The sequence below is a fragment of the Thermococcus pacificus genome, from assembly GCF_002214485.1.
Classification (GTDB): Archaea; Methanobacteriota_B; Thermococci; order Thermococcales; family Thermococcaceae; genus Thermococcus; species Thermococcus pacificus.
In genome coordinates, this window is the sequence record NZ_CP015102.1 from 550520 (window position 1) to 568843 (window position 18324).

General features: G+C 41.7%; 19 protein-coding genes. 7 read left to right on the top strand and 12 right to left on the bottom strand.

From position 1 onward, the window contains the following. Window positions 1-159 precede the first annotated feature (159 nt). The 7 genes from A3L08_RS03050 to A3L08_RS03080 all read left to right on the top strand — a co-directional run bounded on the left by A3L08_RS03050 (window position 160) and on the right by A3L08_RS03080 (window position 5951). Window positions 160-1218 carry a glucose-1-phosphate thymidylyltransferase gene (locus tag A3L08_RS03050; RefSeq protein WP_088854875.1) on the top strand — a complete coding sequence of 353 codons (1059 nt, stop codon included), beginning with the start codon at window positions 160-162 and terminating at the stop codon, window positions 1216-1218. Between the two features lie 9 nt (window positions 1219-1227). After that, window positions 1228-2229 (top strand): dTDP-glucose 4,6-dehydratase, encoded by a 1002-nt coding sequence (rfbB, locus tag A3L08_RS03055; RefSeq protein WP_088853640.1) that lies wholly within the window; start codon window positions 1228-1230, stop codon window positions 2227-2229. A 2-nt stretch (window positions 2230-2231) separates the two neighbouring features. Further along, entirely contained in the window at window positions 2232-2732 is a 501-nt protein-coding gene (gene rfbC, locus A3L08_RS03060) for a dTDP-4-dehydrorhamnose 3,5-epimerase (protein ID WP_088853641.1), read from the top strand. A gap of 116 nt (window positions 2733-2848) precedes the next feature. After that, the gene (locus tag A3L08_RS03065; protein WP_088853642.1) at window positions 2849-3037 is read left to right on the top strand and encodes a hypothetical protein; all 189 of its coding nucleotides are present in this window, start codon (window positions 2849-2851) and stop codon (window positions 3035-3037) included. Further along, the gene (locus tag A3L08_RS03070; protein ID WP_088853643.1) at window positions 3025-3495 is read left to right on the top strand and encodes a type II toxin-antitoxin system VapC family toxin; all 471 of its coding nucleotides are present in this window, start codon (window positions 3025-3027) and stop codon (window positions 3493-3495) included. The genes A3L08_RS03065 and A3L08_RS03070 overlap by 13 nt, the downstream gene beginning before the upstream one ends. Beyond that, window positions 3492-4355, top strand: coding sequence for a dTDP-4-dehydrorhamnose reductase (rfbD, locus tag A3L08_RS03075; RefSeq protein WP_088853644.1), 864 nt, complete (start codon window positions 3492-3494; stop codon window positions 4353-4355). Before A3L08_RS03070 ends, rfbD begins: the two co-directional genes overlap by 4 nt. A 66-nt stretch (window positions 4356-4421) precedes the next feature. Further along, window positions 4422-5951: a flippase gene (locus A3L08_RS03080; protein WP_088853645.1), complete on the top strand. Its 1530-nt coding sequence runs from the start codon at window positions 4422-4424 to the stop codon at window positions 5949-5951. Here the strand turns inward: A3L08_RS03080 and A3L08_RS03085 are convergent. The 12 genes from A3L08_RS03085 to A3L08_RS03140 are packed head-to-tail and all read right to left on the bottom strand — an operon-like array spanning window position 5948 to window position 18164. Beyond that, the gene (locus A3L08_RS03085; protein WP_088853646.1) at window positions 5948-7384 is read right to left on the bottom strand and encodes an alkaline phosphatase family protein; all 1437 of its coding nucleotides are present in this window, start codon (window positions 7382-7384) and stop codon (window positions 5948-5950) included. The two genes, A3L08_RS03080 and A3L08_RS03085, sit on opposite strands and share 4 nt — an antisense overlap. After that, the gene (locus tag A3L08_RS03090; protein WP_088853647.1) at window positions 7385-9160 is read right to left on the bottom strand and encodes a hypothetical protein; all 1776 of its coding nucleotides are present in this window, start codon (window positions 9158-9160) and stop codon (window positions 7385-7387) included. Continuing rightward, on the bottom strand, window positions 9141-10292 hold the full coding sequence (locus tag A3L08_RS03095; RefSeq protein WP_088853648.1) for a glycosyltransferase family 4 protein: 1152 nt from the start codon (window positions 10290-10292) through the stop codon (window positions 9141-9143). Before A3L08_RS03095 ends, A3L08_RS03090 begins: the two co-directional genes overlap by 20 nt. Window positions 10293-10297: 5 nt before the next feature. Then, entirely contained in the window at window positions 10298-11800 is a 1503-nt protein-coding gene (locus A3L08_RS03100; protein ID WP_088853649.1) for an alkaline phosphatase family protein, read from the bottom strand. Next, the gene (locus tag A3L08_RS10230) at window positions 11793-12497 is read right to left on the bottom strand and encodes a xenobiotic acyltransferase family protein (protein ID WP_269466916.1); all 705 of its coding nucleotides are present in this window, start codon (window positions 12495-12497) and stop codon (window positions 11793-11795) included. The genes A3L08_RS03100 and A3L08_RS10230 overlap by 8 nt, the downstream gene beginning before the upstream one ends. Beyond that, entirely contained in the window at window positions 12487-13173 is a 687-nt protein-coding gene (locus tag A3L08_RS03110) for a dTMP kinase (RefSeq protein WP_088853650.1), read from the bottom strand. Before A3L08_RS03110 ends, A3L08_RS10230 begins: the two co-directional genes overlap by 11 nt. Further along, entirely contained in the window at window positions 13088-14158 is a 1071-nt protein-coding gene (locus tag A3L08_RS03115; RefSeq protein ID WP_088853651.1) for a glycosyltransferase family 4 protein, read from the bottom strand. Before A3L08_RS03115 ends, A3L08_RS03110 begins: the two co-directional genes overlap by 86 nt. Then, window positions 14155-15294 carry a glycosyltransferase gene (locus tag A3L08_RS03120; protein ID WP_088853652.1) on the bottom strand — a complete coding sequence of 380 codons (1140 nt, stop codon included), beginning with the start codon at window positions 15292-15294 and terminating at the stop codon, window positions 14155-14157. The genes A3L08_RS03115 and A3L08_RS03120 overlap by 4 nt, the downstream gene beginning before the upstream one ends. A 17-nt stretch (window positions 15295-15311) precedes the next feature. Then, window positions 15312-16529, bottom strand: a complete 1218-nt coding sequence (locus A3L08_RS03125) for a glycosyltransferase (protein WP_088853653.1) — start codon at window positions 16527-16529, stop codon at window positions 15312-15314. A 24-nt stretch (window positions 16530-16553) separates the two neighbouring features. Continuing rightward, a complete protein-coding gene (locus A3L08_RS03130; protein ID WP_157721579.1) occupies window positions 16554-16763 on the bottom strand; it encodes a glycosyltransferase in 210 nt (69 codons plus the stop codon). Window positions 16764-16766: 3 nt separating this feature from the next. After that, window positions 16767-17651, bottom strand: coding sequence for a glycosyltransferase family 2 protein (locus A3L08_RS03135; protein ID WP_088853654.1), 885 nt, complete (start codon window positions 17649-17651; stop codon window positions 16767-16769). A 24-nt stretch (window positions 17652-17675) separates the two neighbouring features. Next, window positions 17676-18164, bottom strand: a complete 489-nt coding sequence (locus A3L08_RS03140; protein ID WP_157721580.1) for a hypothetical protein — start codon at window positions 18162-18164, stop codon at window positions 17676-17678. Window positions 18165-18324: the final 160 nt, after the last annotated feature.

The window sequence follows — 18324 nt, forward strand, 5'->3', positions numbered from 1 at the left end:
TCGTCGGGACTATGTGGTATTTTCTCTGGAAATCCCACTGATAGGGTTTTACGCTGGTAAATATATAAATTGGAGAGACAATGGCCAAAGATTGCCGTGAAGAGGAGTCTGACGAAATTCTTTTATAACTCTAGCAAGATAAAATCCTGGGTGTTAGTAATAAAGGCCCTTATACTCTCTGGTGGTCACGGCACCCGCTTGAGGCCTCTGACTTACTCCCAGCAGAAGCAGCTCATCCCAGTGGCCAACAAGCCGGTGCTCTTCTATGCAATCGAAGACGTTATCGAGGCCGGAATTCACGAGATTGGAATCATTGTTGGTCCCAACGCCGAGCAGGTAAAGGAAACAGTTCTGAGTAGGGAATGGGACGCAGAAATAGGGTTCATCTATCAGGACGATCCTAAGGGACTCGCACACGCCATTCTGGTTGCCAGGGACTACCTCGGCGATGATGACTTCGTCATGTACCTCGGTGACAACATACTCCGCGAGGGCATAGTAGAACACCTGAAGCACTTCAAAGAAGGAAACTTCGACGCCAGCATACTCCTCCAAGAGGTTCTCAATCCCCAGCAGTTCAGTGTTGCTGAACTCAGTGAGGATGGGAAGACGATAAAACGCCTCGTTGAGAAGCCCAAAGTCCCGCCGAGCAACCTTGCCTTAGTGGGCATATACTTCTTCAAACCGATCATCCATGAGGCCGTCAGGAACATAAAACCCTCCTGGAGGAACGAGCTTGAGATAACCGACGCCATCCAGTGGCTCATCGACCATGGCTATCGTGTGGGCTGGACGAAGGTCACCGGCTGGTGGAAGGACACAGGGAAGCCCGAGGACTTGCTCGATGCGAACAGGCTTATCTTGGACGACATAAAGACCGACATCCGGATACACACCAACGCCCGCATCCACGGCAGGGTTGTTATTGAGGAGGGAAGCGAGATAGACAAGAACACGGTAATAAAAGGACCCGTGGTCATCGGGAAGAACGTTAAAATAAAGAACTCCTACATTGGCCCCTACACGAGCATCGGCGACAACGTTGTTATAGAGAACACGGAAATAGAGGACTCGATAATTCTAGAGGGAAGCGAGATAAGGAACGCCGGCAGGATCGTGGAGAGCCTTATTGGGAGGGGCGTGAAGATAATAAACGGCACAAGCCATCCGTTCGGCAGAAAGCTGGTCATCGGTGACAACTCCAGGCTCATACTGTGAGGTGGAAAGATGAGGCTGCTGGTTACAGGCGGGATGGGTTTTATAGGGAGCAACTTCATCCACTACGTTCTTGAAAAGCACCCCGACTGGGAAGTGATAAACCTCGACAAGCTTGGCTACGGCTCGAACCCAGCCAACCTTAAAGACATTGAAGACGACCCGCGCTACACCTTCGTCAGGGGTGACATTGCGGACTTCGAGCTCGTGAGTGAGCTGATTAAGAAGGCGGACGCGGTAGTTAACTTTGCCGCTGAAAGCCACGTGGACAGGAGTATTTCAAGCCCGGAGCACTTCCTGAGAAGCAACGTCATCGGCACCTACACTATTCTCGAAGCGATACGGAAGGAAAACCCCGAAGTTAGACTCGTCCACGTAAGCACCGATGAAGTCTACGGCGACATCCTTGACGGCTCTTTCACCGAGAGGGACGCGCTGATGCCCTCCTCACCTTACTCCGCCACCAAAGCTGCCAGCGACGTTCTCGTCCTCGGCTGGACGAGAACATACAACTTGAACGCCTCAATAACCAGGTGTACCAACAACTACGGCCCCTACCAGTTCCCGGAAAAGCTCATCCCGAAGACGATAATAAGGGCCAGCATGGGGCTAAAGATACCGGTCTACGGCACCGGCCAGAACGTCAGGGACTGGCTCTACGTCGAAGACCATGTGAGGGCGATCGAGGCAGTCCTGCTCAAAGGAGAGCCGAGGGAAATCTACAACATCTCGGCCGGTGAGGAGAGAACTAACCTGGAAGTAGTTAAGACAGTTCTCAAGCTCATGGGCAAGGATGAGGATCTGATAGAGTTCGTTGAGGACAGGCCGGGCCACGATTTGAGGTATTCGCTCGACTCGTGGAAGATAACTAGGGATTTGAAGTGGAGGCCGAGGCACAGCTTCGAGGAAGGTATAGAGAAGACTGTCAAGTGGTACCTCGAAAACGAGTGGTGGTGGAGGCCGCTGGTGAACGAGAAAGTCCTTCACCCAACGCCCTGGAAGCTGGGGTGGTAATAATGCCGTTCGAGTTCAAGCGCCTTGAAATCCCCGATGTTGTCTTGATCAAGCCCCGCGTTTTTGAGGACGAGAGGGGCTTCTTCATGGAGACGTACAAGAAGCAGGACTTTGAAAAGGCAGGCATAAAGGGTGAATTCATCCAGGACAACCACTCCCGCTCAAAGTACGGCGTGCTAAGGGGCCTGCACTTCCAGCGCGAACCCTACGCCCAGGCAAAGATTGTGAGGGCCATTAGGGGAGTCATATACGACGTCGCCGTTGACCTGAGGAAGAATTCTCCGACCTTTGGCAAATGGGTCGGCGTCATACTCTCGGAGTACAACAAATGGCAACTCTACATCCCGAGGGGCTTCGCCCACGGGTTCGTCGTTCTGAGCGACGTTGCAGAGGTTGTCTATAAGGTGGACAACGTCTACGCTCCCGACTACGAGGCGGGAATAATCTGGAACGACCCGGAGATAGGAATAGACTGGCCAGTTGATGAGCCAGTGGTCTCTTAAAAGGATAGGAAGTGGCCAACGCTGAGGGAAGCGGTTGAAAGGGGATGGGCCTTCTGAGACACCACCATCGCAAAATATTTTTGAATTAGTAACACAGGAGTACACTGGTGGTTGATATGGGAAAAATTGCCATTGAACTCAACGTCCCTGATGAGATACTGAAGACGATTGACCCTAAGCGACTGAAACGAATCGTTGAGAGGGAAGTTATTGCAGAGTACAGTGCCCAGAAACTCCATGGAAAGTTCAGGGGCATGGACCTTAAAAAACTCCTGAGAGAGGTAGAAGAGGAATGGGGCCTTTGACGGCTTTTGTGGATACCAACGTGATAATTGAGCATCTGGAGGGCAATGTTGACCTTCTCGATATAAGGGAGAGGTTCGACGCTCTGTATTCCAACAACATAGTGTTCAGTGAGGCGCTTATGGTTTACCTGATGGCGTTAACTGGCGAACGCCCGTACACACTCAAACACAACCCCAATATTATCAGGAACCTGAGTGAGGAGCTCCTGGACTTCTTAGGGCTTTTTGGACTTTTCCTTGATCTGGAGATAAACAGGGCCGTTGAAACCCTTGCTGTTGAGTACATGATAAAATACGGCCTGCTACCGAATGATGCACTCATTCTTGCAACCTGTAAGTTTCACGGCCTCAAGTATCTAATTTCGTTTGACAGCGATTTTGCCAATGCCTGTGAAAGTGAGGGGATATCCCTTATTAGTGATCCAGAGGAGATAACCAGGGTCGGTGATGTCCCGTGAAGATTGCGATAATCGGTGCCAACGGTCAGCTCGGAACAGATTTGGTGGAGGTCTTTGGGGAAGACCCGTCTTTTGAAGTTATTCCCTTGACTCACAAGGATCTTGATGTTACAATTCCCGAGAGCTTGAGGATTTTGAAGGAGCTTAAGCCTGATGTTATAGTTAACACAGCAGCATACGTTAGGGTTGATGATGCTGAGCTCTACCCGGAGAAAGCCTTTGCCGTCAACGCTATTGGCGCGCTGAACGTTGCGAGGGTCTCCAGTGAGATCGGCACAATAAACGTCTACATAAGCACCGACTACGTCTTTGACGGCGAGAAAGGAAAGCCATACACTGAGGAGGACGTTCCGAACCCTGTAAACGTCTACGGGGCGAGCAAGTACGCCGGTGAGATCTTCACGAGGAATTATTCTGAGAAATATTACATCATTAGGGTTGCGAGCCTCTACGGAAAGGCCGGCGCGAGCGGAAAGGGCGGGAACTTCGTTGAGTGGGTCATTGAGAAGGCGAAGCGCGGGGAAGAACTGAAAATCGTGAATGACCAGTTCATGAGCCCCACCTACACGATGGACGTTGCGAGGACTCTGAAGGAGTTCCTGAAGTTGAAGCCGGAGTTCGGGATTTACCACATGGTCAACGAGGGTTATTGCTCGTGGTACGAGTTCACCAGAGCGATATTCGAAATCCTTGGCTGGGAAGTTGAGGTTAAGCCTATAAAATCGAGCGAGCTCAACAGGCTGGCGAGGAGACCGAGGCTCTCGGCGCTTGAGAACAGGAGACTTCATAAGATAGGGCTCAGAATGCCCAATTGGAAGGAGAGGCTGAAGAGATACCTGGTGGAAAAGAGATATCTCTAAACCTCGCCCCATACATCGCAAAAATGACGCAATAATGATGCAAAAGAGGTAAAAAGGTGAGGCACTATGAGCGAAGCAAGCCAGGCTTTGCAGAATATTGCAAGGGGGACGGGTATTGTCTTTGCTGGAACTGTTATCTCAATGTTCTTCGGGTTTTTGAGCAGAGGGGTTATAGCGAGGTACTTTTCAACTTCAGAGTATGGAGTGTTTAATCTAGCTCTGACAATTTTGAGTATCACCCTCGTACTTGCAACGCTTGGCTTTCCGAACTCTCTCCCTAGGGAAGTCGCCTTCTATAGAGAGAAAGAGCCGTCAAGAGTAAGAGATTTAATTTCGACAGCCGTGGTGATTGTTGCTGTAAACAGCTTTGCAATCATGATGTTTCTGATTTTTGGTTCGGGCTTTATAGCTCAGGTGTTTAATGAAGAGAGACTAGTTTATCCTCTAAAAGTGATGGCTTTTGCCCTGCCGTTTTCTGCTTTAATAGGTGCGATAATTTCAATTTCCCAAGGCTTTGGAAGAGTCAGAGAAAAGGTATACTTTCAGAATGTGGTTTATCCTGTAATCTGGCTGGTATTTGTCGTCTTACTTGCCCTTCTTAGCCTTCCGTTTGCTTCCTTGTTCTGGGCATATGTCATCGCCCAGTTCCTGACATTCCTCACATTGATCCTTGAAACCTACAGGATTGGGCTCTTTAGGTTCAGACCTTCTCTCGACGTGGGGCTCGGGCGGAAGTTAGTTGCATTCTCTTTTCCTCTGATGTTTGTTGGAATACTGAACTTTCTGATGACCTGGACTGACACATTGATGCTTGGTTACTATAAAGGTTCCGAGGTTGTAGGGTTGTACAACGCAGCAACACCGCTGGCTAGGCTGATTCCGATGTTTTTGAATTCTGCGGCTGTTATTTACTCCCCCATAGTCACCTCATGGTATGCTCAGGAGAAAATGGCGGAAATGAAAAGGGTTTACCAAGTGCTCACGAAGTGGATATTTCTGCTGACTCTCCCGCTGTTTGCTCTCATTTTCCTCTTCCCGGAAGCCACGATATCGTTCCTTTTTGGAGAGAAATACGTATCAGCAGCACTCGCACTTCAGGTTCTCTCCTTGGGTTTTATGTTTCACACGTTTCTGGGGCTAAACGGCATGACGCTGATAGTTATCGGTAAGCCGAAGCTCAACATGATCGGGGATACCTTTGCGGTGGTCTCGAACGTTGCTTTAAACCTCGCTCTAATTCCCTCATATGGAATGGTTGGTGCTGCCGTTGCCACGACAGTTTCTTATTTTGTCGCCAACGTGTTCAGGTCGTACTGGCTCTATAAAATGACGAGGATTCACCCATTTAGCTGGAGCTATGTGAAGCCTCTGGCCATATGGTTTGTTTTACTTGGGATTATTAAGGGGTTAAACCTTAGTGTGCCTGACATATGGTACGCCATCCTAGCTCTTCTGGTCTTTATGGGAGTTTATGCTGTTCTTGTCCTTCTCAGCAGGAGCATTGATAAAGAAGATATCGAGCTGTTGCTGGCCGTTGAAAAGATATTGGGAGTTGATTTTGGAATAATAAAGAGAGTTTTGAAGAGGTTCGTTTAGATTTTACCTTTTAATTTCAGGTGTTTAATAGCTTTTTTAAGTTTTTCATCTTTTTGTTTTATTCTATAATAACTGGGGTCAACGTATTTTGGTTTTCTTTTCACAAATTCTGAATCTTCTTTGAATATTTCCATTAAAACCCTTCCGTCCATATCGCTTGGAATAGGGAAATTAAATATATGAAGAATCGTGGGAGCTATGTCATAAACTGTTGGGAGATGTCTGAAAGTAATCTCTGAGTTAATTCCCTCCCCCAAAGCACCAAGTATTCCGTGAATCTCGTGATCCCCTTGGTAAGTTGTCTCTGTTAGTTTCCCGCTGAGATCTCTAGAAAACTTGATTCCATCCTTGGGCACTATAAATAAATCTGGCAATAACTGAATATGTGGTCCCGTGTATATTTCTTCCTTCAATACTACCTTGGAGATCTCTGGAAATGACTCAAGTGCTTTCTTTACTTGTTCTTTAAGTGTTTTATCAGTTACATACACCCCCCATGTGGCATGAGATAACATAAATGCTTTCCTCTTTTGAGGGTCCGTGGCGTAGGACATCTGATTTGTGCCGCGAGTAGCGAGTATTTTTGCAATCTTAGAGGGTATTATTTTTTTGCCAAACCTTACAAAGGATGCCTTAGTTTTGTTATATCTCAGAAAGCCTAAACGAGCTAATGCTTCATTCACATAGAAAATCTTGCGCTTGATTTCGAATCCGTGATCACTTACAATAAATGTGATATCTGCTATATTCATTGCTTTATCAATGAATTTTTTTATCTTTTTAAATACTCCATATACGAGATGAGTATCTTTGCCCTCCAGTATTTGAGGAAAAATATGAGAGAACCAATCTGTTTCACTAAAAACTATAAAGTATAGATCCCAGTCCCAATCTTCTAGTAGGTCGTAGTATATGTTAAGCCGGGTAGTCGTGTACTCTTCTACACGTTTTGCATAACCCGAGGGATTATCAATGTGCTTTTCCCAGGAGTGTGGGGGGTCAATTAGATATTCTTTGTATTTTTCGTTAAGCCTTTTCGGATAAATCTCCTGATATGGAGCTGCCCAATCTGATACTATCACAGTGTTTTCTTTAAATTTAATACCCTCGAATGGGTATGTCATTGGTAGATTAATGAGAACACTTTTTAAACCATGCATGCTGAGTAGCTCTGATATTCTGTAGTATTTAACATCACGAGAAGTTGCGATATTCACTGTGAGCTCTTTAGGATCAATTCTCTGAAAATCAATGATACCATGTTTTGCGGGGGTTACTCCTGTCAATATAGAGGTCCATGCTGGGGGAGTATATGGGGGAATTGTAGATATGAAGTTATGGATGTATTTTGTATTTAGTCCTACTAGGTTTGCAGTATTTATATTCGCACCATCTAGGCCTATTACAACAACCTTGGTTCTGTTCTTTGGCATTTACACACCTCCGAGGAATATTTTCATCCCAGGAGCAACATATACTTTTTGAAAATAATTATCTGCTTGAAGCCGCATATAGTCTATCTCATTAAACTTGTGCAGTTTTTTGACTTCGGGGATTTTTAAATAAAACGTCTCTTCAAACCGGGTCAATATAAGATATGTGGTTTGAAGAGACGTTTTACTATTGTAATTGAAATGATCAGGATAGAGTCGTGGTAGTTTATTGTAACATATATGGGTTGCTCGGTACTGTCCATATATAAAACTAAAAAACCTGTAAGGTATATACATTCTACTGGAGATTGGATAACAAGCCCCACGCTGTACAAGCCATGCAGAACCACTTATTTCGCTATATGTAACTTGAGGATTATACCGTGTGATCTGGGCGGGGGTGACCCCAAATGTTTTGACGCTAACAACAGTCCCGAATACGATTAAGATAGTAATGCTTAGTATTACTATTTTTGTGATCTTTTTATGCATGATTTTGTTACTACCCATTAAGATGCCTAATAGCATGAATGTGAATAAACTTGGATACTTCAAAAACCTGTAATATTTTATTACGATATCAACCCAAATAGAGACTATTGCTAAAATCACGAAAATAATGATCTGCGTGCTTGATATTATGATTATAGAGAATAATCTCGTGTCATTGAATAAGAACTCGTCTTTGTACTTCCATACGATGAATAGAACGAGCCCTGTGGTTCCTAAAAAGACTATGTATGCCACATTTGGTATTAATGCATTTTTTAGTATCTCAATTAATGGTATCTGTCTGTTTGTGACAAATTGCCCATAGTATTCAGCAGGGCTTTTATTGGTGATTCCTGAGATTACATAATAAATTCTATTGGCATATTTCATACCTCTAGTTGAATTCAAGACATAGAACACATTAAATAATACTATGAATACTGTGAGAGTACCAATGTGTGAGAGTACCAAATTTGACTTGTCTTCTTTATTGTTGGAATACAAATATTTAGTGACAATTATTGAAATGACAAGCGTTGTTGCAAATAATACAAACTCAAAATGTGCAAATGGTAACAACAAATAAAATGGGATCACTAAATACTTTATGGCTCTCATACTCCAATTTTTTATTATAAATAAATACACCAAAATGGGGGGAATGACTAAAAACAAATTCGAAGATGGCCTAAACAAGATAATTGGTTCTGTCAATAAGGGTATTGTGAATAAAATTATGGGAAATAAAATTTGATGGGTTTTAAGATTAGGGTGTAGTCCTTTTAAGATCATTATTGCAAAGACTATGAATGTTCCAAAATACATCACAATTACTTCTCTACTGGCTGTGAATATGCTATCTATTCCCTGAATTTTTAAGAGCATTGCTGTATAGATATGAAGTATTGGATATATGTTATATTGTTCATATACCCGTGAAGTAATGAGAATATCTCTTACAAGCCCCGCATGAGTCATAGAATCGTGTCGCCCAAAAAAAGCATAACCTTTTAATTCGGGCAATAATATTAGTGTTATTGTTACTACCGTTAGGAGCAACATTACTAAAATCTTGTTAACACCTTTTTGATAGTATATATTTACTACTCCAGTAATATATAAAATAATTACAATATATAACACTCTCGATATTCCATTGTATATAGATATTTCATACCCACTTGCAGGTTGTATTTTTGTCATTGTGTATAAGTATACACTAAGTGTGAATACAAATATTATGCCATCTATAAAATTCAACACTTTATGCATATTTTTTGTCATATCTATCCCCCCTTTGAAGTCTCGATACAATATGGGTAAATCTTTTTGTTGCCTTTTTCAGGGTATACCTAGATAACACAACCTTCCGTGCGTTTTTTGAAATCTCTGTAAGATTCATACTGTGAATACGTTCTATGCTCTCTGCAATACTTAGGGGATCAACATCTGTAATTAAAAATCCGTTATATCCATTAGTTACAATATCAGTTATTGCCCCAACAGGGGTAGTTAAAACCGGTGTCCCACAGGCCATACTTTCAAGAATTGCTGTTGGTAAACCTTCTGAATGTTGAGAAAGCAGTACAAAGAGTTTTATTCTGTTGAGATACTCCGGAACCATTTCATCTGGTAGATACCCTAGAACTCTAATTATCTCCCTGTTATACTGTTTTTTAAGCTTCTCTGCTCTTTTTATGACCGCATCTAGCAGAGGCCCTTCCCCTGCGATATAACACTTAAATGTTCCATCTTTCATCGCAATTAATTCACATGCATCTATTAATTGCAGGATACCCTTTTCTTTCGTCAGCCTTCCAAGATATCCTATACTGTTCTCTCTGAATTTGATTTTCCTTTTGACCTTAAATTTTTCTGTATCAATGAATCTAGCTCCCTCTGGCAGTAATTTTTGTGAATATTTATGGAGGTTTAATCTTTCAATTATTCCTCTCGATTCGGGGGATATGCCATCAAGTATCCAAAAGTATAGTCTATCTATTAAACTTGGCTTGCTTCTCGTGACTATTTCTATGGTTTTTTTTCTAAGAAATTTTGCAATAATTAGAGGAAGGAGGTAATATGGATAAGCCATATAGAATATTACAATATCTATGTTTCGTCTATTTTTAGCTATAATCAGTGCTTCTTTTAATTGGATGTATATCATCTTCAAAATCCACAAAAATATAGAATATATGGCAGGAGATATTTCGGTTATGTAATGCATGGAAAATTTAGTATCATAGATAACGATGGAGCTAGAATTTTCAATAATAGCATCCAATCTTTTTTTGTCGGATACGATTATCACCTTTTCGGAGAGAAAGGACAAGATGTGAGCCACTTCTGACACAAACTTATATGGATTGTTTGATCTCCAAGGGAACATTACAATCATGACTCGCGGTTTCATTTTTATCACCTGAAGATGCTTTTGCCATCTAACTTCAAAGATGATGTATCAACATTCATCAGGTCTAATATTGAAGGAGCCATATCGACGATACTGATGTCGTTCTTCCGAACAACGTCGCGACGTATGTTTCTCAGTAATAATACCGCGTCCTTTCTATGTCCACCCGACGCAACTTTGTGGTCGTGAGATTTTCCATAGAGTCTCCCGAGCTCCCAGCCCACTCCCCAGTCGTCCTTCAGTTCAAATAATATGTCCGGAAAAATTTGCTCAGTATACTTTCCATTATACACATCTTCTCTTCTCCTAGCCCACTTAACGAGTTGTTCTCCATTTGGACCTCTCAGAGTGTACAAAAGCTTAATTATTTCGCTCACGAGTTCGTCATATTCTTTCTTTGACACGATTTCAGAGTTTATCTCGATCCCCCCATGAGGATACGACTTTATTCCAGCAAATGTAGATAACCACGCCTTGCTTTCTTCTTTGAGGATAAGACCAGAAGAGGAATAGGCTTGTTTGCTATACTTCGTTAAATAATGACTTCTTGAGATTATTCTTATGGCGTGCTTTTCTAAATTTAACGTGGTTATAATGTTTAGCATTATTTTCCTAAATATTCCCAAAATGTTCACTTTTTTGGCTTTGAGTAACTTATTTTGTCGTAAGTACTCATTTATATTGAGTGTTTTTATAGGCCGACTTTGGTGCCCATGATCACTTAGAACTATGAACTGGGCATCTGGTAATTCATTAATGAACTTTCCTATGATATTATCAAATAGTTTGTAAAAATCCAAGATTATAGGGGTTAACTTTTGATCATATCTGTACATCGGATCTTTTCTATCAAAGAATCTCCACAGCCTGTGTTGTATTATGTCTAAGTGAGAAAAATAAACAAAAAACATGTCCCATTTCTCTCCCTTATATATCCGGAATGCCATGTTAAAGTCCTCCAGAACGGCGTCTTTACCTAGTGATGCCCATTCTGCAAGTTTGTCCTTTCCGGGATACCCTCCCCAGATGTCCTTCACTTCAGTGGGAATTCCGTACTTCTCTTTGATTTTTTCAGGATAGCAGGAGATGTCTCTACTTGTCTGTATATCGTTGACTCTACGATCGTAGGGACTTTTGCTTATCATAACTCCATTAACTTTCCAAGTGGGGAACATCAACGTTGGGTACAATACTGCAACTTTGTATCCTGCTTCACTTGCATAATCCCAGAAAGTTTTTCCTTTAATGTGGGAGATATCAAGCTTTCTCAGATCACTTAAATTCGGATCAAATACATCGTAAACATAGAGTACTCCATGGTTCCCAGGATGAAATCCTGTGTATATACTCACCCACGCAGGGATTGTGTCTACGGGGAACACAGATTTCGATAAAAATGTGGAGCTTTCTTTAATGAGCTGAGAAAAAGTTGGCAATTCATCTCTGTGTTCCAAGATTACATAGGGGTCAAGCGAATCAATTCCAATTATGACGAGCTTTTCATTCATACTTATCCACCTTTTTAGTGGTAATAATGTCGGCCTTAATTTCCTCGAGTTTTTTAAGGTTTTCTGGAGTCGGGTCAGAGAAAAGAACTTTTCTAACTTCAGGATTTTTAAGGTATTCAACTGGAAAATTCCACCATTCAATTTCTTTAAGTTTCTCAATTATCTCCTCTGTAAATCTGTATTTTTTGATTTTTGCGGGAACCCCAACCGCGATAGCATAGTCGGGGACATCTCTTGTAACTACAGCCCCTGCTCCTATAATAGCCCCATTTCCAATTCTAACTCCAGGCATTATAACTGCATTAGCTCCGATCCAGACATCACTCCCCACTTCTACTAGAAGGTCTTTAGACATCTCCGCAGGGTATTGAGAAATTTTGTTAGATGTATGTTTTATTGCTCCAATTACTACTCCAGGACCTATTGCACAGAATCTTCCTATCTTTGCCAGCACAACGGTGCTATTTTTGTTTATATATGAAAACTCTCCAATTCTAGAATACCATATTGTATTGTTTGCGTATATCTTAACATAATCTGCTATCGTAGAATTCTTAATATGTGTATTTTGCATGATTAGAACGTTCTTGCCTACAGTTACCTTGTCAATATAAATTGGAGGAATTAAGATGGATCTTTTCACGATAAGATATGGTACAACTGCTGACAAACCCTTTAGGAATCTCTTAACGCTCATTCTTATCCCCCCAGTACTTGGAAAGCTCGTTTAATATCACGATTTTAGAGTTCATAAGTTCTCCATCATTGTTTACCTTTATCACTTTATCCCCCATCTCCCTTAACACATCAAAGTATAATTGTTGGTAATTTTTAAATAGTTTTTTCGTTTTTTCAATGGATTCCAACTCTTCTTTTTTTCTCTGATATGCTACTTCGGGGGAGACTTCTATGAAGAATATAAGATCCGGAGAGGGGAGTACCTTTGTCAGTCTTCTTAGGTATCTAAATGATGTTTTAAACTCCTTTGAAAGAGCTAATCTCACATCATAGATGTACCTGTCAAGAACAATAAAATCATACTTTTTTATGAATCTAGGCAGTACAACTTTCATAATACCAAACCGAATATATTCAAGAAAGACTACCCTAGGATAAAACCAGGAATATAACATTGCTATAATGGACTTGTTTTTAGGTGTTGTCTTCGTTTTTTCAGTGACTTCTATTGGTAACTGCTTTGGGGAGTAAAGCTTCCTGATTAACCTTCTTAGGTGGGTATTTTCTCCACTTAGCCACCAAAGGTACTGAACCTTAAATCCCCTTTTTTCAAGTTCTTGGGCTATTTCCCTGGATAGAGTGCTTTTTCCCGAACCGTCTGGACCAAGAAATACTATTATGATCGGTTTTTTCATAGCCCTCCCCCAACATCCTGTTATAAATTTTGATCAGGTCGTTAATAATGTTATCCCACGAATATTTTAATACCTTCTTCCTAGTGTTTACGGGGATATCCCTTTTTTCCCTTAGTGTTTTGATTATTGAAACTATTTCATCTTCATTTTCAACAAAAAATAACCCCTCTCCTTCGTCAAACATCCGTGGAAGAGCTCCAAACTTAGTTGTGATCACGGGTATGTTACACGCCATTGCTTCTAGGACTGACAGAGGTGTCTCTATAGCTGCTGTTTTATTTTTAGCTGGGAAGACGTAACAATCCGCAAGCTGATAGATCTCCTCGATTTCGGGAAAGTGCTTGAGCCATACTCTACAACCAGCACTTTTCAGTTCTTTCACAAGTTCCCAATCGATGTTCTTTTCATTCTCTCTCCCAATTAGTAGTATCTCGATATCCGAAAATTGCTGTTTTAAAGTTTTGAACACACTTAAGTTCCTTTTTCTTTTCATGGACGCCATATGAAGTATGATAAACTTCTCAGTAGGTAATCCATATTTTTCTCTTAACTTGATCTTCTGTTCAATAGGAACCGGCTTGAATTTGTCTATATCAACACCATTGGGGAGGAATCTTGTATTGAATCCTAACTCTTCATAAACTCTCTCGCTGTCTTTTGACTGGACTAGGGCAATATCATGTCTGAACAGTGACAATATTTTTTTCTTAGGAATTGATGAATGAACTACGGACAATACGGTAACGGCTCTTAACCATGAGAATGACAGCAGTTTTGTAGAAATGAAACCTAGTGTGGTTGGACCAATGACAAAGTGGATAACATCTGGTTTAAATCTTCTAATCTCTAAAAACGTGGATATCGACGATATGTTTATCTTTTTTACTCGTAGTCCCCTCTCTTCCAGCTTTTGAGCAATAGTTTTCGCGACTATCCTAGTTCCTTCGTCAGTATTATCAAAATGTCCTATAACTGCAATCCTCATTCTTTTACCCCCTGCACAATTTTTGAGAGTACTAAATTGAGAGTTTTACCAATATGTTCCCAAGTATACTGGTTTTTGGTAATTTTATATCCTCTAACTCCTTTCTTTTTTAGTAGTTTCTTATTGTTCATCACATCTTTAAGTATCTGGAGATACTCATCATTTGTCTCGGCATAAAATACTGTACTTCCAAAGTTATTTTCTATCGCTGGTAAACGGGATGAGATAACAGGTTTTTTCAAGGAGAAATATTCTAAAAGTTTGATTGGAAAAGCGAATATTGCAATTTCACTCTGGTTAAATGGAATGAGACCAATATCAATGCTCTGTAGGTAGCGGGGTATTTTTGAGTGAGGTATGAAGCCCAAGAATTGGACATTTTTTTCGATATTTAACTTCTGTGCAAGTTTTTTATAGTACCCAATAAGAGGCCCATCTCCAATAATCAAAAAGTTTATCTTGTATTCAAATTTCAGTTTTGAAATCGCATTGAATACTGGATGCAAATCTACCCATTCTCTAACAACACCGACAAATCCTAGAGTCATGTCAGCTTCTCTTTGCCTTCTTGGGGTATAAAAACTGTACATTAGGTCTTTTCTCACTCCATTGTAGATTAATCTAGCATCGGGCAGGTTATATTTGCGTTTTAGATTTTCGGAGACTATAGTCACGATTGTTGCCTTGGAAACATTAAAGGATAATAATAACCTCAAAATTTTCAATGACAATGCATTTTTCATGAATTTTGGGAACTTTGGAGAGTCCAATATACCACTAATGAGCTCGTCGGCGATATCAAAGAGCAGAGGTATGGTAGGAATAAAAGATTTAACTAAGAGAGTCGCAATTAAGGTATTAAAATTTATTATTAAATCAAAATTACTCCTCTTGATCTTAGATATATGATGCACTATTAGTGCTTCTTGGATAATGGGGTGGATTCTTCTTTTGGTTATATAATGATAATCGACATTTTGGAGGAATCTTTTTGACTCCTCTATCTCTTGGAGCCACCAAGCATTTACTGAAAGGACTGTTACGTCATGTTTTTTGGAAATTTCCTTAATCAAATGATGGTACCTCTGGATTGGTATCTTCTGAAGATCTGGAAGGGATATAACTAAAATCTTCACCAAGAATCACCTCCCAGTTATCTTGTTGATTCAGCTTTTTGCCATTTTACCGAGTATCTCCCTCTTAGATAATCAAACCATGCCAACACTACTATCCACTGTAGCCATAAAAAGTAAATTACGATTGCTGGCAGCTTTATAATAAGAGAAGATGCCTTCGCGTTATTAGTTTGTGCCCCTATGTCGTATGTAACTTTGACTTTTTGTATTATTATCATTAGTATAAATAGTGATACTATGGATAATATGGAATAAAGTGCCAGCAAATACAAAACATTACTGTTTTTTTTGGCGAGTCCAACCAATAGCGGTAACGCGAATGAGACTATTAGATAGGGGAAAAATATTTGCAATCCCTTATGGGAAAAATATATTAAAGAATACAATCTTGGGCTTAGGAGGAATTTGATGTACTTGAAGGTGACTTGGATTGTACCTATTGCATTCTTCTTTCTCTGCTTGATCTCATCAACTTTAGTTGAGGGCACTTTCTCATAAACTACTGCATTCGGCTCATACTTAACGAGCTTGCCTTTGGATATAACCTCTAGAGGAATCATCAAGTCATCGGAAATCAAATTTGGATTTAATTCAACTAATTCTTTTCTCCATGCATTTATTTCCCCATGCATCACACACGTTGAATAGAGTTGCGATTCTCCAAGTCTCATTAAAAATTCCCAATCCCAATAGAAGTCTACTCCTTCCCCCTGTGAGTTATTTTTAATTGGAACAAATCTCCCCCCTACAGCTCCAACTTTGGGATCTTTAAAATGAGGAGCTAGTTCTTTCAGAACATTTTTGTCAAAAATGGAGTTTGCATCAGTAACAAGTATTATTTCGCCATCACTATATTTCTTGCCATAATTGACTGCAGAAGGTTTTCCTTTTCTCTTAGCTTCGTGTAGAAGTTTTATAATTGGAAATTTGCTCTTTCTAGATTTTATATACTCTTCAACCTTCATATAGGTGTTATCGGTTGACCCAGATTCAACAATAATTATCTCATACCTATCTTTTGGATAATTAAGCGCTTCAAGATTTTTTATTCTATTTATTATTACCTTTTCTTCGTTATATGCTGGCACAATTATTGAGAATTTAGGCAAGTATGAATAATCTTTTTCTAGCGGTTTTTTAATTAATGCAATAATTCCCATAACAATTGGATAAATAAGTAAGTGCCAAAGTATGAGTGCTCCTGAGATTATATAGACAATTGCTAATACATCCATCGAGTTCACCTCCTGCGTTAACCTTCAGGTGTTTAGTGTGGAACCATCATGCGTTAGAATCTTCGGATTAGTAATTAATTTCTCTTCCCTTTCTAAGGGCTTTAAAAACTCTTCAAGCCAGTTTTTCTCAACTTTTGGATCTAAGATAACCATATATTCCCCTTTAGTGTGTCTAACGCCTAAATCATCTCCTTCTCCATAACCTAAATTTCTCGGACTCTTTGATAGCTCCATATCTCACTCCCTCACCAGTTTTCTCAACACATTCAACGTCAGACCTGCAACAAACAGCTGAATCCCAATAATCACAAAAATCCCAGCCCCGATCAGCTGGGTCAGGTACACGCCCTCACCGCGGTAATAGGGACTGAGTCCCCAATATGCCAATCCGGCGGCAATGATGAAAGAGACCAAACTTGAAACCCCAAACAACAGCAACGGCCTTTTGTACTCTATCAATCCGATCAGTCCTGCAAGCACCTCGAATCCGTGCCTCACAGGGTTCTTCTTGTGCTTGTTAGGAACATCATAACGGACGTTTATTGGGACCTCCCTTATCCGGAAGCCCCTCTCTGAAAGGTGCACCAGCATATCACTCTCAACCTTGTAGCCTTCACTGTTAATCTGCAGTATCTCTCCGAGCACCTTCCTGTTCATCGCCCTAAAGCCCGATTGAGAGTCAGTTATCTTAAGACCATCTCCAAGGTTCATGTTCGTAGTGACGTTCAGAACCCATAAACCCAGCCTGCGGTAGAGGGGTATGTTTTTCTTGGCACCGTTGAGAAACCTCGAGCCTATCACTAAGTCCGCTTCTCCCTTAAGCAGAGGTTCCAGCAGGACTGGAATCTCATCCGGATTGTGCTGTCCATCGGCATCTATCGTCACAACGAAGTCATATCCATTGGAGAACGCGTACTCAAACCCCGTCCCCAGCGCTTTTCCCTTGCCCCCGTTAACTTCATGCCGTATAACCACTGCCCCGCTCTCCCTCGCAATCTCAGAAGTCCTGTCCTTGGAGCCATCATCAACTACCAGCACATCACCATGCTTCCTTGCTAAAGCCACCACTGAGCCGATCGTTAGTTCTTCGTTGTAGGCGGGAATTATTATGAGCGTTCTCAACCCCTACTCACCCTCTTCCCGATTTCAATCTACACGACCCTGAACTCGACCCCCTCCCTCTCTTCCAGTCCGAGCAGGATGGCGAATATCGCCACCGCAGCCGTCATCGCGGTCTGGGTCTCGGGGGTGTGGAGAGGAGATAGGCCCCCCCCTGATAATGGCGATTACTACGGTTAGAAACCCAACGGGCACTAATAAATTTTTCGCCGTAACAAGGTGTTGGCTTTTAAAACCTGATAATAGGGTCAGAACGATACCGGCGAAGAACAAAACATCGTAAACCGCACCCAGGATAAAGGGGGCGGCGGGTATTAGAACCTCTGGTTCTACCTTCCCTGGAATCTCGAAACCCACCATCATCTCGCGGAGCGCCATCAGCGACGGCAGGACGAGCATGAGGACAACCTGGAGGGCCTGATAGGAGAGGAAGTCGCTGAAGCTGGCAGCGTTGAGTACAAGCACGCCGTAGAGGAAGTAAACCGCAAGCCCCCAGTCGCGGTTCCTCCTCTTCAAGGACAAGCCGCCTGAACTCCCTCCAGCTCCTCCGGACGGGAACTACGCCGAGACTGACACCAGAAACCTCATCCTTGAGGTTGTGAACGGGACGGTGCAGATCCTCAAGCCGAACGTTGTTGTCCTCTGAGGTTGCATTCACCCCACCGAAAACTTTTTA

What these genes read in the sequence shown, in the direction of transcription:
- A3L08_RS03130 (WP_157721579.1), bottom strand. Translation starts at nt 16,763, where the DNA reads ATGGAGCTATCAAAGAGTCCGAGAAATTTAGGTTATGGAGAAGGAGAT.
- A3L08_RS03090 (WP_088853647.1), bottom strand. Translation starts at nt 9,160, where the DNA reads ATGACAAAAAATATGCATAAAGTGTTGAATTTTATAGATGGCATAATA.
- A3L08_RS03125 (WP_088853653.1), bottom strand. Translation starts at nt 16,529, where the DNA reads ATGGATGTATTAGCAATTGTCTATATAATCTCAGGAGCACTCATACTT.
- A3L08_RS03070 (WP_088853643.1), top strand. Translation starts at nt 3,025, where the DNA reads ATGGGGCCTTTGACGGCTTTTGTGGATACCAACGTGATAATTGAGCAT.
- rfbC (WP_088853641.1), top strand. Translation starts at nt 2,232, where the DNA reads ATGCCGTTCGAGTTCAAGCGCCTTGAAATCCCCGATGTTGTCTTGATC.
- A3L08_RS03115 (WP_088853651.1), bottom strand. Translation starts at nt 14,158, where the DNA reads ATGAGGATTGCAGTTATAGGACATTTTGATAATACTGACGAAGGAACT.
- A3L08_RS03100 (WP_088853649.1), bottom strand. Translation starts at nt 11,800, where the DNA reads ATGAATGAAAAGCTCGTCATAATTGGAATTGATTCGCTTGACCCCTAT.
- A3L08_RS03065 (WP_088853642.1), top strand. Translation starts at nt 2,849, where the DNA reads ATGGGAAAAATTGCCATTGAACTCAACGTCCCTGATGAGATACTGAAG.
- A3L08_RS03110 (WP_088853650.1), bottom strand. Translation starts at nt 13,173, where the DNA reads ATGAAAAAACCGATCATAATAGTATTTCTTGGTCCAGACGGTTCGGGA.
- A3L08_RS10230 (WP_269466916.1), bottom strand. Translation starts at nt 12,497, where the DNA reads ATGAGCGTTAAGAGATTCCTAAAGGGTTTGTCAGCAGTTGTACCATAT.
- rfbB (WP_088853640.1), top strand. Translation starts at nt 1,228, where the DNA reads ATGAGGCTGCTGGTTACAGGCGGGATGGGTTTTATAGGGAGCAACTTC.
- A3L08_RS03095 (WP_088853648.1), bottom strand. Translation starts at nt 10,292, where the DNA reads ATGAAACCGCGAGTCATGATTGTAATGTTCCCTTGGAGATCAAACAAT.
- A3L08_RS03080 (WP_088853645.1), top strand. Translation starts at nt 4,422, where the DNA reads ATGAGCGAAGCAAGCCAGGCTTTGCAGAATATTGCAAGGGGGACGGGT.
- A3L08_RS03085 (WP_088853646.1), bottom strand. Translation starts at nt 7,384, where the DNA reads ATGCCAAAGAACAGAACCAAGGTTGTTGTAATAGGCCTAGATGGTGCG.